This window comes from Lutimaribacter pacificus (genome assembly GCF_900142185.1).
In the GTDB taxonomy this organism is placed as follows: Bacteria; Pseudomonadota; Alphaproteobacteria; order Rhodobacterales; family Rhodobacteraceae; genus Lutimaribacter; species Lutimaribacter pacificus.
This window is the reverse complement of record NZ_FQZZ01000001.1, coordinates 304429-317946: the sequence shown is the minus strand read 5'-3', so window position 1 is coordinate 317946 and position 13518 is coordinate 304429. Positions and strand designations below refer to the sequence as shown.

General features: G+C 68.3%; 16 protein-coding genes. 1 reads left to right on the top strand and 15 read right to left on the bottom strand.

Features of this window, described 5'->3' with window-relative positions; translation table 11 throughout:
* Nucleotides 1-3: 3 nt before the first annotated feature.
* The 5 genes from mhpA to F3H87_RS01470 all read right to left on the bottom strand — a co-directional run bounded on the left by mhpA (nt 4) and on the right by F3H87_RS01470 (nt 5390).
* Entirely contained in the window at nt 4-1497 is a 1494-nt protein-coding gene (mhpA, locus tag F3H87_RS01490) for a bifunctional 3-(3-hydroxy-phenyl)propionate/3-hydroxycinnamic acid hydroxylase MhpA (protein ID WP_149786792.1), read from the bottom strand.
* A gap of 2 nt (nt 1498-1499) precedes the next feature.
* Nucleotides 1500-2480: a VOC family protein gene (locus tag F3H87_RS01485; protein ID WP_149786793.1), complete on the bottom strand. Its 981-nt coding sequence runs from the start codon at nt 2478-2480 to the stop codon at nt 1500-1502.
* 107 nt (nt 2481-2587) lie between these two features.
* A complete protein-coding gene (locus F3H87_RS01480; RefSeq protein WP_149786794.1) occupies nt 2588-3586 on the bottom strand; it encodes a TRAP transporter substrate-binding protein in 999 nt (332 codons plus the stop codon).
* Between the two features lie 20 nt (nt 3587-3606).
* On the bottom strand, nt 3607-4908 hold the full coding sequence (locus F3H87_RS01475) for a TRAP transporter large permease (RefSeq protein ID WP_149786795.1): 1302 nt from the start codon (nt 4906-4908) through the stop codon (nt 3607-3609).
* Entirely contained in the window at nt 4905-5390 is a 486-nt protein-coding gene (locus F3H87_RS01470; RefSeq protein ID WP_149787134.1) for a TRAP transporter small permease, read from the bottom strand. Before F3H87_RS01470 ends, F3H87_RS01475 begins: the two co-directional genes overlap by 4 nt.
* Nucleotides 5391-5706: 316 nt before the next feature.
* On the opposite strand from F3H87_RS01470, the gene F3H87_RS01465 reads away from it, so the two are divergent.
* Complete coding sequence (locus tag F3H87_RS01465; protein WP_149786796.1) at nt 5707-6444, top strand: Crp/Fnr family transcriptional regulator; 738 nt, start codon at nt 5707-5709, stop codon at nt 6442-6444.
* Nucleotides 6445-6446: 2 nt separating this feature from the next.
* On the opposite strand, the gene F3H87_RS01460 is transcribed toward F3H87_RS01465, so the two are convergent.
* The 10 genes from F3H87_RS01460 to atpD all read right to left on the bottom strand — a co-directional run bounded on the left by F3H87_RS01460 (nt 6447) and on the right by atpD (nt 13497).
* Entirely contained in the window at nt 6447-6854 is a 408-nt protein-coding gene (locus F3H87_RS01460; protein WP_149786797.1) for a CBS domain-containing protein, read from the bottom strand.
* A gap of 91 nt (nt 6855-6945) precedes the next feature.
* Nucleotides 6946-7860, bottom strand: a complete 915-nt coding sequence (locus tag F3H87_RS01455; protein ID WP_149786798.1) for a F0F1 ATP synthase subunit gamma — start codon at nt 7858-7860, stop codon at nt 6946-6948.
* Complete coding sequence (locus F3H87_RS01450; RefSeq protein WP_149786799.1) at nt 7844-9376, bottom strand: F0F1 ATP synthase subunit alpha; 1533 nt, start codon at nt 9374-9376, stop codon at nt 7844-7846. Before F3H87_RS01450 ends, F3H87_RS01455 begins: the two co-directional genes overlap by 17 nt.
* Nucleotides 9366-10124, bottom strand: a complete 759-nt coding sequence (locus F3H87_RS01445) for a F0F1 ATP synthase subunit B family protein (RefSeq protein WP_149786800.1) — start codon at nt 10122-10124, stop codon at nt 9366-9368. The genes F3H87_RS01450 and F3H87_RS01445 overlap by 11 nt, the downstream gene beginning before the upstream one ends.
* 4 nt (nt 10125-10128) lie before the next feature.
* Nucleotides 10129-10419 carry a F0F1 ATP synthase subunit C gene (locus F3H87_RS01440; protein WP_149786801.1) on the bottom strand — a complete coding sequence of 97 codons (291 nt, stop codon included), beginning with the start codon at nt 10417-10419 and terminating at the stop codon, nt 10129-10131.
* On the bottom strand, nt 10416-11111 hold the full coding sequence (locus F3H87_RS01435; RefSeq protein ID WP_149786802.1) for a F0F1 ATP synthase subunit A: 696 nt from the start codon (nt 11109-11111) through the stop codon (nt 10416-10418). Before F3H87_RS01435 ends, F3H87_RS01440 begins: the two co-directional genes overlap by 4 nt.
* On the bottom strand, nt 11102-11404 hold the full coding sequence (locus F3H87_RS01430) for an N-ATPase subunit AtpR (RefSeq protein ID WP_149786803.1): 303 nt from the start codon (nt 11402-11404) through the stop codon (nt 11102-11104). The genes F3H87_RS01435 and F3H87_RS01430 overlap by 10 nt, the downstream gene beginning before the upstream one ends.
* 1 nt (nt 11405) lies before the next feature.
* Nucleotides 11406-11687 (bottom strand): AtpZ/AtpI family protein, encoded by a 282-nt coding sequence (locus tag F3H87_RS01425; protein ID WP_149786804.1) that lies wholly within the window; start codon nt 11685-11687, stop codon nt 11406-11408.
* Nucleotides 11684-12094, bottom strand: a complete 411-nt coding sequence (locus F3H87_RS01420; protein WP_149786805.1) for an ATPase — start codon at nt 12092-12094, stop codon at nt 11684-11686. The genes F3H87_RS01425 and F3H87_RS01420 overlap by 4 nt, the downstream gene beginning before the upstream one ends.
* Nucleotides 12091-13497 (bottom strand): F0F1 ATP synthase subunit beta, encoded by a 1407-nt coding sequence (atpD, locus tag F3H87_RS01415; protein ID WP_149786806.1) that lies wholly within the window; start codon nt 13495-13497, stop codon nt 12091-12093. The genes F3H87_RS01420 and atpD overlap by 4 nt, the downstream gene beginning before the upstream one ends.
* Nucleotides 13498-13518: the final 21 nt, after the last annotated feature.

Below are 13518 nucleotides of genomic sequence, written 5' to 3'. Positions count from 1 at the left end.
ATGTCAGACCAGCTCCGGTTGTTGCGTTTGTGTCAGGTCGGGAAGGATGCGCGCGACAAGCGCATCCAGCGCCTCGCGCGTGTCGGCCCCGCCCAGCGTATAGCGGTCGGGGCGCAGAACCGTGGCGCGGGCGCCCAGCCGCGACAGGTGTTCGGCGGCATTCGAATCGGCGGTCGTGACCAGCCCCACGCCGGCGGGCAGCTCCAGCCCTTTGGCAAGCCCGGCCTCGGCGACGACCACCCACCGGTGCGGGTAGAGGTCGTCCATGCGCGTGCCGTCGGCCATGCGGGGCTGGCCGAACAATCGCCCGGCCCGGTCACCGACGCCCAGCCCCGGCCCGATGGGCGGCATGATGCTTTCCATCCGCGCCGAGCCATCCGCCGCAGGCAGGGCGGCGCGCAGCGCCTCTTCGGTTCCGGCGGTGTTGATCAGCCCGCCTAGGCGCACCGCCGTCTGGATATATTCGCGCGCGTTCGGCTTGCGCTCGCTTTCATAGGTGTCGAGCAGGGCTTCGGCGGCGTCGCCGCCGACCATGCCTTTGCAGATCAGCGCCAGTTTCCAGTACAGGTTCGTCACGTCGCGGGTGCCCGCGCACATCCCCTGCCCCATGAACGGCGGCGTCTGGTGGCAGGCATCGCCCGCGAGGATCAGCCGCCCCTTGCGCCAGTCCTCGGCCACGAGCGAGTGGAACACGTAGACCGCCGTGCGCTCCAGTTCCGCCTCGTCGGGGCGCAGCCAGCCGGACAGCAGCTCCCACACCCGGTCGGGGCGCGCGATCTCGTTGCTGTCCTCGTCCGGCAGCACCGTGATTTCCCAGCGCCGCCGCAGGCCGGGGGTGCGGACATAGGTGGCGGGGCGTTCGGGCACGCAATACTGGATCGAGTGTTCGCCCAGGTCCGGCTTGTCACGGTTCAGGATCACATCCACCACGAGCCAGCGTTCGTGGAACCCGTAATCCTCCATCCCGCTTTCGATGTAGCGGCGGATGAGCGAGCGCGCGCCATCGCAGCCGACGACGTATTTCGCACGGACACGTTCGATCCGGCCGCAGGACATGTCCTCAAAGCGCAGCTCGACATCCTCGTCCCGTTCCTCGACATGGAACACATCGCAGCGGGTGCGCACGGTGACCGTTTCGCGGGTCGTCATGTGGTCGCGCAGCACGTCCTCGAGGTCGGGCTGGTGAAAGCGGTAATTGGCGCGCCAGCCCTGCGGGCCTTCGCCCTGCGGGCGCGGCCAGTCGAGCAGCAGCCGGCCGTCGGGATCGACGAAACGCATACCGGGATGCCTGGCGGTCTTCGGCTCCATCCTGTCGGCAATACCGATCCACTGAAAGGTGCGCATGACCTCGGCGTCGAAATGAACGGCGCGGGGCAGGTGGTAATGCGCACCCTCACGTTCCAGCACGAGGGTGCGCACCCCGCAATCGGCCAGCAGATGCGCCAGCGTTGCCCCGGCGGGACCGTAGCCCACGATGGCGACGTCATAATGCTCCATGCTCACACCCCCTGCCTGGCCAGTTCGCCGAAAAGCCACGGGCAATCCGCGACGGGCGGCGCGCGGCGTCCGCGCGCGGCGGCATCCAGCCGCATGTCGCGCAACGCCTTCCGCCCGCCCTCCTCGGGCAGGTACAACCGCTCATGTCCCCAGAAGCTGGGCCCGTCATGGGTTTCGTGCGGCTCCCAGGTGTCGGGGTCGATGACCCGCCCGCCCCAGCCGTTCTCGACGAAAAAGCCCGAGGGCGAATTGGCATAGTACGAGGTCATGTAATCGTTGGTATGGCGGCCCAGCGTATAGGCGACGCGACCTTCGTCCTGCTGGGCAAGGTCATAGCCCTGCCCCACATCGTCGAGATTCTGGAACTCCACCATGAAATGATGAAATCCCGCCTGGCCGGAGCCCACCATCGCAAAGGAATGGTGCCGCCCGTTCACGTGGAAGAAGTAGAGACCATAGGGCTTGAGCCCGTAGTCCGAGACATGAAAATCCAGCAGGTCACGATAGAAGGGCAGCATCACGTCGATGTCCCTTACATGCAGCACCGCGTGGCCCATGCCCAGCGGGCCGGTCCGAAAGCCGTCGATCGGCCGGCCCGGCACGAACGGGTCCGAGGCGATCATCGGCCCGTGGAACAGCTCGACACGGTTGCCCATCGGGTCCTCGAACCAGATCAGGCTGTCGACAAAGCGGCGGTCGCACAGCTCCGGCGTGCCCGGATGCACCGTCACCCCCGCCTTGTCGAGCCGCGCGGCATAGGATTGCAGGTCGTCCCGGTGTGCGACCTCCCAGCCCATGAAGGCCAGCGTATCGCCCTCTTCGTCGGACACCAGAAGCCGCTGCTGACGGTCGTCCATGCGAAAGGCCAGCGCCTTGCCGCCACGGTCGATCTTCTGCATTCCAAGCAGCTTGCCGGCGAAATCGCCCCAGTCGTCAAGCTTGTCGGACCGTATGCCGAGATAGCCCAGAGCATTGATAGCCATGGTCGTCTCCAATCGTTTCAGTTCGGGATGCGGCATCCTGGACCGGCCCCGCCGCACCCCCAAGGTATGATCCCCGCCTGTCCACGGAACGGACGGGGAAAGACGGTTCACTCGCCGGCAACGGCGCGGGCGCGGTCCAGCGCCGCCGCGGCGGCTGCGGGATCGGGCTGGCCCTTCACCCAGGCATCCGCGGCCCCGGCAAAGGCGGCATCCCAGGCGGCCTTTTCCTCGTCCGTCAGGTCGATGAAGGTCACCTCGCCGGCATCCCGAAAGGCGGCTTCGTTGCTGGCGTCGGTCTCGTCGACCACCGAGGCGATCCATTCGGCGGTGGCACGCCCCGACATCTCGTCGATCACCGCCTTGTCGGCGTCGGGCAGGCTGTCATAGGCGCCCTTGTTCATCAGGACCGCCATGGGCTGCGCGATGAATTTCGTGTTGGTGACGTTCGGCGCGACCTCGTTCAGGCGGAAGGTGCGGTAGGCGTCCATCACCCAGACCGCGCCGGCCACGACCCCGCGTTCCAGGTTTTCATAGACCTGCGGCGCCGGGATACCGACGCCCGAGGCCCCGGCCATGCCGAACAGCTCCGAGCCGAATTTCGACGGCGAGCGCAGCTTGAGACCATCCAGATCGGCCGGTACGTGCACCGCCTTGTCGGCCATCAGGAAGCGGTAAGAGGGCGTGGTGAACACGGCGATGACCTTGTAATCGGCATATTCGGCATCCAGGGCGCCCTCTTCGGCCAGCGTATTCAGGATGTCGGCCCCCTTGGCACCGGTTTCGACAAGGCCCGGCACTTCGACCACGCCGCTCAGCGGGAAAAGGCCGGGCGTGTAGGTCGGCACGACCAGCGCCACGTCGGCGACGCCCGCCTTGACCAGCTCCGCCTGTGCGGGCGGCGCGCCGAGGATCGAACCGGGGTAGAGCTTGAACGCGTTGCCCTCCGACAGTTTCGCGTTCACCTGCTCGATCCAGGGCTGAAGCACCTTGGACGAATAAAAGCCCTGTGCAGGCTCGAAGGACGAGACACGCATCTCGCGCGCCTCAAGCGCCGGGGCGGTCAGGATCAGTGCCGTCGCGGCGGCGGTCAGCAGTCGATTGAACATGGTTTCCTCCCTGATGTTCATTACAAGGCGATGTCGGGCAGCCAGATCACCAGCGCGGGAACCGCGATGATGACCGCTACGCGGATGAGATCGGCGATGACGAAGGGCGCGGCCCCCTTCCACAGCTCTGTCAGGCGAATGTCCGGCTGGACGGTCTTGAGCACGAAAAGGTTCATGCCCACGGGCGGGGTGATAAGGCCCATTTCGACCACCATCACCGCGAAGATGCCGAACCAGACCAGGTCGATGCCGGCCGCCTGCGCGATGGGCACGAACAGCGGCACGGTCAGCAGCAGCATGGCAAGGCTGTCCATCAGCGTGCCGAGCACGAGATAGATCACCAGCATCAGCAGGATCACCAGGATCGGCGTATCGAGGATACCCGTGAACATGCCGGTCAGCGAAAACGGCAGGCCGGTCAGGGCCAGGAAGAAGTTGAAGACATTGGCCGCGATCAGCACGAGGTAGAGCGCCCCGCAGGTCATCGCCGTGTTCAACATGGCGGACATGAAGCCCCCGGCACTCAGCCGGCGGGTCAGAACCCCGTAGCCCAGAACCACGGCGGCGCCGATGGCCGCGGTCTCGTTCGCGGTGAACACGCCGGAATACAGCCCGCCCATGATCAGGGCGAAGATGCCAACCGGCGGCGCAAGCTCCTTCACGGCATCGCGGCGCTCGGCGCCCTCGGCGCGGGCGCGCTGCGGCGCGACCGACCAGCCCAGCCAGATCGGCACCCAGATCGCCAGGCAATAGAGCAGCACGGCCAGGACGATCGGCCCGGCGGTCGCCAGCAGCAGATCGCGGATGGATTGCTCGGCGATGAAGGCATAGATGACCAGAACGGTCGAGGGCGGGATCAGAATGCCCAGCGTCCCGCCCGCCGCGACCGACCCCGCCGAAAGCGATTTGGAATACCCCGCCTCACGCATCTCGGGCAGGGCGATGCGCCCCATCGTGGCCGTCGTCGCCAGCGACGAGCCGGATATCATCCCGAACCCCGCCGAGGCCCCGATCGTGGCCAGCGCCAGACCGCCGCGGCGATGCCCGATCAGCACCGACATGGACTGGTAAAGCCTTGTCGACAGCCCGCTATGGGCGGCAAGGTTGCCCATCATCACGAACAGCGGCAGCATCGTCAGCGTGTAATTGGTCAGGCTGTCCCAGACCGTCGTTGCCCCGATGGCCACGGCCCCGGAAAAGCCGATGATCAGCCCCGATCCGACGATCCCCACAAGCCCCAGCGCGACCGCCACGGGAATTTCGAGAAATATCATGAAGATCGCGGCGGCAAACCCGAGACCGCCCAGCAAAAGCCCGCTCACCACCTGTCCCTTTCATTGCGCAGCGCAAAACGCAGCCCCGCCACCGCCGCGACAAGCCCGGCGGCCAGCGCGGCCGTCACGGCCAGCAGCAGGACCGGCATCGGCAACCCCAGATCCGCCGTGGTCTCGGGCGAGCCGAGCTTGGACAGCGCATTGCTGCCCACCACCCAGAGAAGAAGCGCCGCGAACACGACCGACACCGCCGCGCCGACGATGCCGAGCGGATAGGCGAACCGCAGGGGCGAGACCTCGGACAGCAATTTCGCCGTCACGTGGGTACGCTGGGCGTAGCAGACCGGCATCGACAGCAGCGCGCCCAGCCCGATGGACAGCGAGGTAAGCTCGATCGCGGCGGGCACATTCGTGCCGGCGACCGCGCGCAGCACGACATCGGCGACGGTAACCCCGGTGCCGAACAGGAAACAGATCCCGGCCAGGCCGAGCAAGCCGTTCGATATGATCTTCTTCGCGGCCGGCCCCATCACGACACCCGCGCCCCGTGAACGGGGCAACCGAATGCCGGACGGCCCGCGCGAAGACAGAGAGTGCGCGTTTCCACCCTGCTCCTCCCACAAGCTGTCCGGGCAGAATACCCAAAACCGCCCTGCCCGAAGCATCGCGCCGAGCACGTGTCCGCCAGGCGGACACCGCCGGGCAACGTCCGGCCGCAACCGGGATGCCGGACCGGCGCCGGTTTGCACCGGCCGGGTTGACAGGCATGTTTCCGCTTACGGGAAATGGCCGACCCGGGCGAATCCGTCGCGATCGTGTAGTGTTCGGAGCTGGAGCGACATCATCATGCAGATCAGCGGAAATCTACCAACTGCTTTCCGGGATGCCGACCGTCTGTCGGTTGTCGACGCCTATATCGCCCTGCGCCCGAAACATGCCATCCGAAAGGCCGCCAAGGGACAAAGCGTCGTGCAGGAATCGGGATACGCGGATTACTCCATGCTGCTGCTGGAGGGCTGGGCGGCCCTGTCCAAGACCATGCCCGAGGGCGGCGCACAGATCATCGACGTGATGCTGCCGGGCGATTTCGCGCTGATCGGGGCCGAGATCGCGCCTGTCGCGGCCTTCACGGTCGGGGCGCTGACCGACATCAGCTATCTCGCCATACCGCTGGAGCACGTCAACGGCCCCGAGCCGGAACACGCCGCGCTGCGGGGGGTGCTGGCGGCGATGCTGGTGACGACGCAGGCGCGCACCTCCGAGCTGTTGCTGCGCATGGGCCGGAGCAGCGGCGCCTGCCGCGTCGCCTATGCGCTGCTGGAACTCTATGTCCGGCTGGAGCAGATCGGCATGGCGCGGAACGGTCGCTTTCACCTGCCGATGACCCAGCACAGGCTGGGCGAATTCGCCGGGTTGAGCAACGTGCATGTGTGCCGCACCATGCGCCGGTTCGAACGCGACGGGCTGATCGCCCATCCCGACGATCACGATATTTACCTTCCCGATCTGGACAGGCTGAGCGCGCTTGCAGAGATCGACCTTGCCCGGTTCCGCGAAGAAATCCTGCTGCGCCGGCCGCAATAGGCTCAGCGCGTTTCGACCACCTCGCCCAGCGTTTGCCCCGCCAGTTCCTCGTCGGCGTCATTGGCGATGTCGCCCAGCGTGATCATGCCAACGGCGCCGGTGCCATCGACGACCACCAGCCGCCGGATTTGCAGGTCGCCCATGCGGTTCGCCGCCTCGCGCACGGTCTGACCGGGGCGGCAGGTGGCGACGTCGCGCGTCATGATGGCGGCGATGGGCTCATCCGAAGGGACATTCGGGAAACAACGCGTCACGATATCCCGGTCGGTGACGATGCCCGTGACCTGCCCCGCCTCGCAGATCACCACGGCGCCGATATCCCATTCCTTCATCAGCGCCGCCACGGCCCGGACCGATGTCGCGGGGCCGACGGCGATCACCGGGCAACGCATGATGGATCTGACAAGCATCTCCGGCCTCCGCATCGGGTGCTGCCTGTCAGGATAGCATCGCCTGCCCCGCTGGCTTTGACAGCGGTTAATGCGACCGCCGCAAAATGCGTCACGGTTCGGTGTGCGTGTCGTCCTCGTCCTGCCGTCTGGCGCGCTGCGTCTTCAGCGCCTCGAAGCCGATGATGACATCCAGCAGTTCGGTAGTGATCTCGCTCTGGCGCATCTGGCGCATCTCGCCGGCCAGTTCCGCGCGCCGGTCGTCGATCGCGCGTTCGGCCTGCTGCATACGGGCCAGGCGCGCGGCGTTCTCGGTGACCAGCGCCTCGGCTGCCGCGCCGTAGAGTTCGGCGAAAAGGAAGCTGCGGACAAGCGCCGCCAGAAGCCGGCCGGGCGGCAGGGAAAAACCCGGCAGGCTGCGCGACGCCCAGGGGCGCTGCGCCAGCGCCCCGGTCATGCCCGGGTCGAGCGGCAGCAGCCTGCGCGTCACGGGCGCCTGCCGGCCATGCTCGGCCCGCTGCATGAACACCAGCGACACCGTCATCCCGGCGGCCCCCTGCGCACCCCGGATGTCGTCGAGCAGGGTGATCAGACGCCCGGCCAGCCGGCCCAGCCCGTCGACATTCGCCGGCGGCAAAAGCACGGTTTCGGACGCGATGCCCTGCCCGGCAAGCGCGTCCTCCATCTGCGCGCCGATACAGATCACCCGCGCCGGGCCATCGCCGGTGCTGCGCAGAACCTCGTCGGCCAGCACCTCGTTGTAGTTGCCGCACAGCCCGTGATCGGAGCCGAAGGCGATCGTGATCCGGGGCCTGTCGTCATCGGGGACCGCCGGCAGCGCCCCGTGCGCGGCGATGAAGGCGTGCAGCCCGTCCAGGACCGTGGCGCGATACGCCCCGATGGCACGGGCGGCCTGTTCGTAGGGGGCAGCGTTGATCGCCGACATCGTCTTCATCGTGCGCACGATGCCGCGGATGCTGCTCATGGTGTCGGTGCGCCGCCTGAGGCGTTCAAGCGTCTGCGTCATCGCCCTCTCCTTCCGCCGGGCCGATGGCGTGGCGTGCCCTGTCCAGCACGGCGGCGCGCAACTCGTCGGTCAGGGGCTCGTCGGCCGCGATACTTGCCGCAAGCCCGCTGTCATCCCCGGCGACGGCGTCGCGGACCCGGGCCATCGCGCGCAGCGCCCGGGCCTCGTCCAGCCCGTCCAGCAGGCCCTCCATCGCGGCCAGCAGGATGGCAAGCTGTTCGGCGGCCGGCATCGGATCGCGCTCGGGCTGGCGCAGCGCGGTGCGCACCGCCGCCCCACGCGCCAGCCGCGCCCGGGTATCCTCGTCCAGCCGCGTGCCGAAGCGGGCGAAATCCTCCAGTTCCTCGAATTGCGAAAGCGTGACGCGCAGGTTGCCCGCGACCTTGCGAAAGGCCCGCGCCTGTGCCTTCCCCCCGACACGGCTGACCGACACGCCCAGATCGACCGCCGGGAACTGGTTGCGCCGGACAAGACGCGGCGAAAGATAGATCTGCCCGTCGGTGATCGAGATCAGGTTGGTCGGGATATAGGCCGACAGGTTCTCGGCCTGCGTCTCGACCACCGGCAGCGCGGTGATCGAACCGCGCCCCTCGCCGAACTGGCCCGCGCGTTCCAGCAGCCGGGCGTGGATAAAGAAGATGTCGCCGGGAAACGCCTCGCGCCCCGGCGGGCGGCGCAAAAGCAGCGACAGCTCACGATAGGCGCGGGCGTGATGGGTCAGGTCGTCCAGCACCAGCAGCACGTCATGCCCCCTGGCGGCAAAGGCCTCGGCCATCGACATCGCGGCATAGGGCGCGATGTGGACAAGGCCCGGCACATCCTCGTCGCCCGCCGCCACGATGACGGTGCGCGCCATCATGCCGCCCTCGCGGATCGCGCCGACGACCTTGGCGACCGCGTCGCCCCGCTGGCCGATGGCGCAATAGATGCAATGCACCCCGGTATCGCGCTGGTTGAGGATCGCATCGACCGCGATCGAGGTCTTGCCGGTCTGCCGGTCGCCGATGATCAGCTCGCGCTGGCCCATCCCCACGGGCACCGCCGCGTCCACCGCCCTGATCCCGGTGGCCAGCGGCCGCGACACCGCCCGCCGGTCGAGAATACCGGGCGCCGGGCTTTCGATGGGCCGGTCATGGGTCGCGTCGAGCGGCCCCTGCCCGTCGCGCGGCCGGCCAGTCGGATCGACGACCCGCCCCAGCAGCGCCGCGCCGACCGGCACGCCGATCACCCGGTGGGTGCGGCGCACGCTTTCTCCGGGGGCGACCTTTTCGGTGGGGCCCAGCAGGACGACACCCAGCCGCCCCGGCTCCAGGTCGAAGACGATGCCACGCACGCCCGAGGCGAATGCCAGCACCTCGTCGGCCAAAGCCGAGGTCAGCCCGGTGACGATGGCGACGCCGTCGGCCACTTCCTTCACCCGGCCCATCTCGCTGACGCGCGGGGGCGGGGCCGGGCTGTCCAGAAGCCTCTGGATCAGCTCGGTCACGCCAGTTTCAGGGGGGCTGTCAGCCGGCATCGCGGGGATCCCCGGCCGACACGCCGTTCGTGGACTCGTCCAGCATCGCCTCGAGGTCTTCCAGGTAGTCGCCGATCGTCCAGTCCACCTGCACGCTGCCCAGTGTCAGGCTCAGCCCCGGCGATCGCACGGGATCGGTCTCGAAACTCAGCGCGGCGCCGGGCGCCACCGCATCCAGCGCATCGCGCAGGTGGGCGCGCACCTCCTCGGGCAGCGGATCGCGGGTCAGGGCCACCGCCTGTTTCGCATCGCCACGCAGCCTGTCGGTCACCTCTGGCAGGCGCGCGGCGGCGCGCGCCACGATGCGCCGTTCCAGCGTTTCGTCCGCCAGGTCGGTCAGCGCCTTGCGGGTCAGCGACAAAAGCGCCTCGGCCGCCGATTTCTGCAGCTCGGCGCGGAAGGCGCGGGCATCCTCGGCGCGCTGCGCCGCGCGCTCGGCCTGTTCGTGGTCCATCTGCCTGCGGGCCTCGGTCAGCATCGCGTTGCGTTCCTTCTCGGCCTCCTGCCGGGCAGCCTCCAGCGTTTCGGCGCGGCTGGCCTGCAGGGCCTCGATCCGTTCCTCGTACTCGGCCTTCTGCTGCTGCGCCGCCGCCTCGATCTGCGCCGCCTCGCCCATGCGCGCGGTGATCTCGGCCTCGCGCGCGTCGATCCCGTCGAGGATGGGCCGGTACAGGAACCGCTTGAGCAGCCACACGAGGACCAGGAAATTGACGATCTGCGCGCCGACCGTGATCCAGTCGATCGACACGGCCTCAGCCCCCTGCCCCTTGCGCCGCAGCCTCGAGCGCGGCGTTCCAGAACGGGTTGGCGAAGATCAGGATCATGGCGACGACGAAACAGTAGATGGCCGTCGATTCGATCATCGCAAGGCTGACGAACAGCGTGCGCGACAGGGTCGGGGCGGCATCGGGCTGCTGCGCGATGGCGCTGAGCGCGGTCGCCGCGGCCCGCCCCTCGCCCAGGGCGGGCCCAAGGGCGCCGAAGGACACGGTCAGCCCGGCGGTGAAGATCGAAATGAAGGCGATGATGGAAAGGTCGCTCATGACATGTCCTTTTTGTCCTGATGGGCATCGGGTGCGGCCGTGGCCGTGGCAATGTAGACGGTGGCGAGGATGGCGAAGATATAGGCCTGGATCACGCCCGTCAGCAGGCCCAGCATATCCATGAGGACCGGAAAGAAGAACGGCGCGATGGACAGCAGGATGGCGGCGATGACCGCGCCGCTCATGATGTTGCCGTAAAGGCGGATGGCCAGCGATATGCCGCGCGACACCTCGCTTATGACGTTGAAGGGCAGCATGACGACCGAGGGCTGGACATAGGTTTTCAGATAGCCGCCCAGGCCGCGGCTGCCGATCCCGAAGACCGGCACCGCCACCAGCACCGAAATCGCCAGCGCCGCCGTGGTCGACAGCGACGCGGTCGGCGTGTCGAAGCCGGGCACCACCGTCAGCAGGTTCGCGGTCACGATGAACAGGAACAGCGTGCCGACGAAATAGAGGATGCGCGGATCGCGCCGCTGCGTCACCTCGGAGATCTGGCCGACGATCCCGCCCACCATGACCTCGAGCGCGGTGCGCCAGCGGTTCGGCGGCACGTCCGGGCGCAGGTTGCGGGTGATCAGGGCCGACACCCCGGTCAGCAGCGCCATGATGATCCAGGTATTGACGATCGTGGCGTTCAGCCCGATGCCGAAGAAGGTAAGAAGGATCGTGTCGTCTGGCGTCAGTTGCATGACGGGGCCCTGCGCGCGCCGGCCGGGCGCATCACCGCCAGGACCAGCGTGCGCATGAGGACGAAGCCCAGCGCGAACCCGGCCAGCGCCTGCGCCCCCAGCCCCGCGATCCACCAGCCCAGCCCAAGCACCGCGGCGATGCGCAGCGCGGCGCTGAGAAACAGCACCGGCGACGGCCGCGCCCGGCGCAGGGCAAGCCGGATACCGGCCGCCAGACCGGCCAGGAACAGGCCCGCCGCCGCGGCCCCGGCCAGCAGGCCGGGCACCAGCAATGTCCAGTCAAGAACGATCATGTCAGTCTCCTTCCTTTCGAATCCAGCCCCAGGCGATGAACGCGCCCACGACCACGCCGCCAAGCAAAAGCGCCAGCGTCCAGGAAAATTCCTGCGGCGCCACCCGGTCCAGCCACAGCCCCAGCAGCGCGCCGCCCACTGTCGGAACGGCGACGGACCACCCGATCATACCGAACGTGCCGAAGCCGCGCAGCGGGCTGGGGCCGGGATTGTCGCGCGCCGCTTTCATCCGGCCTGCGCGGCGGCCGATCTCGCTGGCGGAACGGTCGTCCTCGTCGCTCATGGCTGCATCTTCCTCAGGCTGGCGAAACGGCGCACCATGTCGGCCTCGAGCCGCGAAAGCGCGGCGCGCGCCACGCGCTCCTCGTCCTCGAGCCGGGCAAAGCTGCTGGCCACGCGGTCGCGCAGGCTGTCGAGATCGGCGCTTTCGATCCCGCGCCGCGCGGCGATTTCCACGGTATGCCCCTTCTTGACCAGCAGCCCCTCGTCGATACCGAAGAACCGCTCCCGCCCGTCGGGCTGCGTCAGCAGGATGACCGAGGGCACAAGGGCCGTGACGAAATCGACATGGTTGGGCAGGATGCCGAAGGCGCCGTCCTCGGCCTCGGCCCGCAGACGCGCGGCGGTGCCTTCGAACAGCACCTCCGAGGGCAGGCGCAGGTGGACCTGCATGTCGGGTGCCATGCTCATGCCGTGCCCTCCGCAAGCTCTTTCAGGCCGCCGATCATGTAATAGGCGCTTTCGGGGCGATCAAAGCGGGTCTCGGACAGGATCGCTTCGCAGCCATCCAGCGTGTCGGCGACGGGAACCAGCCTGCCCGCCGTCCCCGCGGCGGCCCCGACGGTAAAGAAGGGCTGGGTCAGGAACCGCTCCAGCCGCCGGGCACGGGCAACGACCGCGCGGTCATGCGCCGACAGTTCCTCGATCCCCAGCATGGCGATGATGTCGCGCAGGTCCTCGTATTCCGCCAGCGTCCGGCGCACGGCGCGCGCGATGTCGTAGTGGCGCTGCCCCACCACGTTCGGCGTCAGCATGACCGAGGCCGAGGCCAGCGGATCGACCGCCGGATAGAGCCCCTCGCTCGCGCGTTTGCGCGACAGCACGACCGAGGCCGAAAGATGCGAAAAGATATGCGCCGCCGCGGGGTCGGTGAAATCGTCGGCCGGGACATAGACCGCCTGGATCGAGGTGATCGCGCCCTTGCGGGTCGAGGCGATGCGCTCCTCCAGTTCGGCCAGTTCGGTCGCCAGCGTCGGCTGGTATCCCACGCGGCTGGGCATCCGGCCCAGCAGCCCGGACAGTTCCGACCCCGCCTGCACGAAGCGGAAGATGTTGTCGATCAGCACCAGCACGTCCTGCCCGCGCGTGTCGCGGAAATACTCGGCCATCGTCAGGGCGGACTTGCCGACAAGGAACCGCACGCCCGGCGCCTCGTTCATCTGGCCGAACAGCATCACCATCCGGTCGCGCACGCCCGCTTCGCCCATCTCGCGCCAGAGTTCCTCGGCCTCGCGCGAGCGTTCGCCGATGCCGCAGAACAGGCTGACGCCGTGGTGATGCTCGACCGTGTTGTGGATCAGTTCGCTCAACAGCACCGTCTTGCCCACGCCCGCACCGCCGAAAAGCCCGGTCTTGCCGCCGCGTTCGATGGGCGAAAGCAGGTCGATCGCCTTGATCCCGGTCTCAAGCACGCTGGCGCGCAGCACCCGGTCGGACAGGTGCGGCGGTGCCGCGTGGATCGGGCGGTGGTCCTCGGCCTCGGGCGCGGGCAGGCCGTCGAGCGGCGCACCGAACATGTCGAGCATCCGGCCAAGCACCGCAGCGCCCACCGGAACCGTGATTTCCGCGCCGGTATCGGTGACCGGGGTGCCCAGCGCCAGCCCGCCGACACCGCCCAGCGCGATGCAGCGCACGATGCCATCACCCACCACCGAGGCGACCTCCATCGGCACGCCGCCGGCAAGGACAAGGCTGTCGATGCGCGGAATCTGGCCCGCAAAGGCCACGTCCACGATCCCGCCACGGATCGCAACGATCGCCCCGCCGGCCTGCCCGGTATCCGGGGCGTCGGTATCCGGCGCTACGTCCTGCATGGGCGGCCCCTTGGGCGTGTC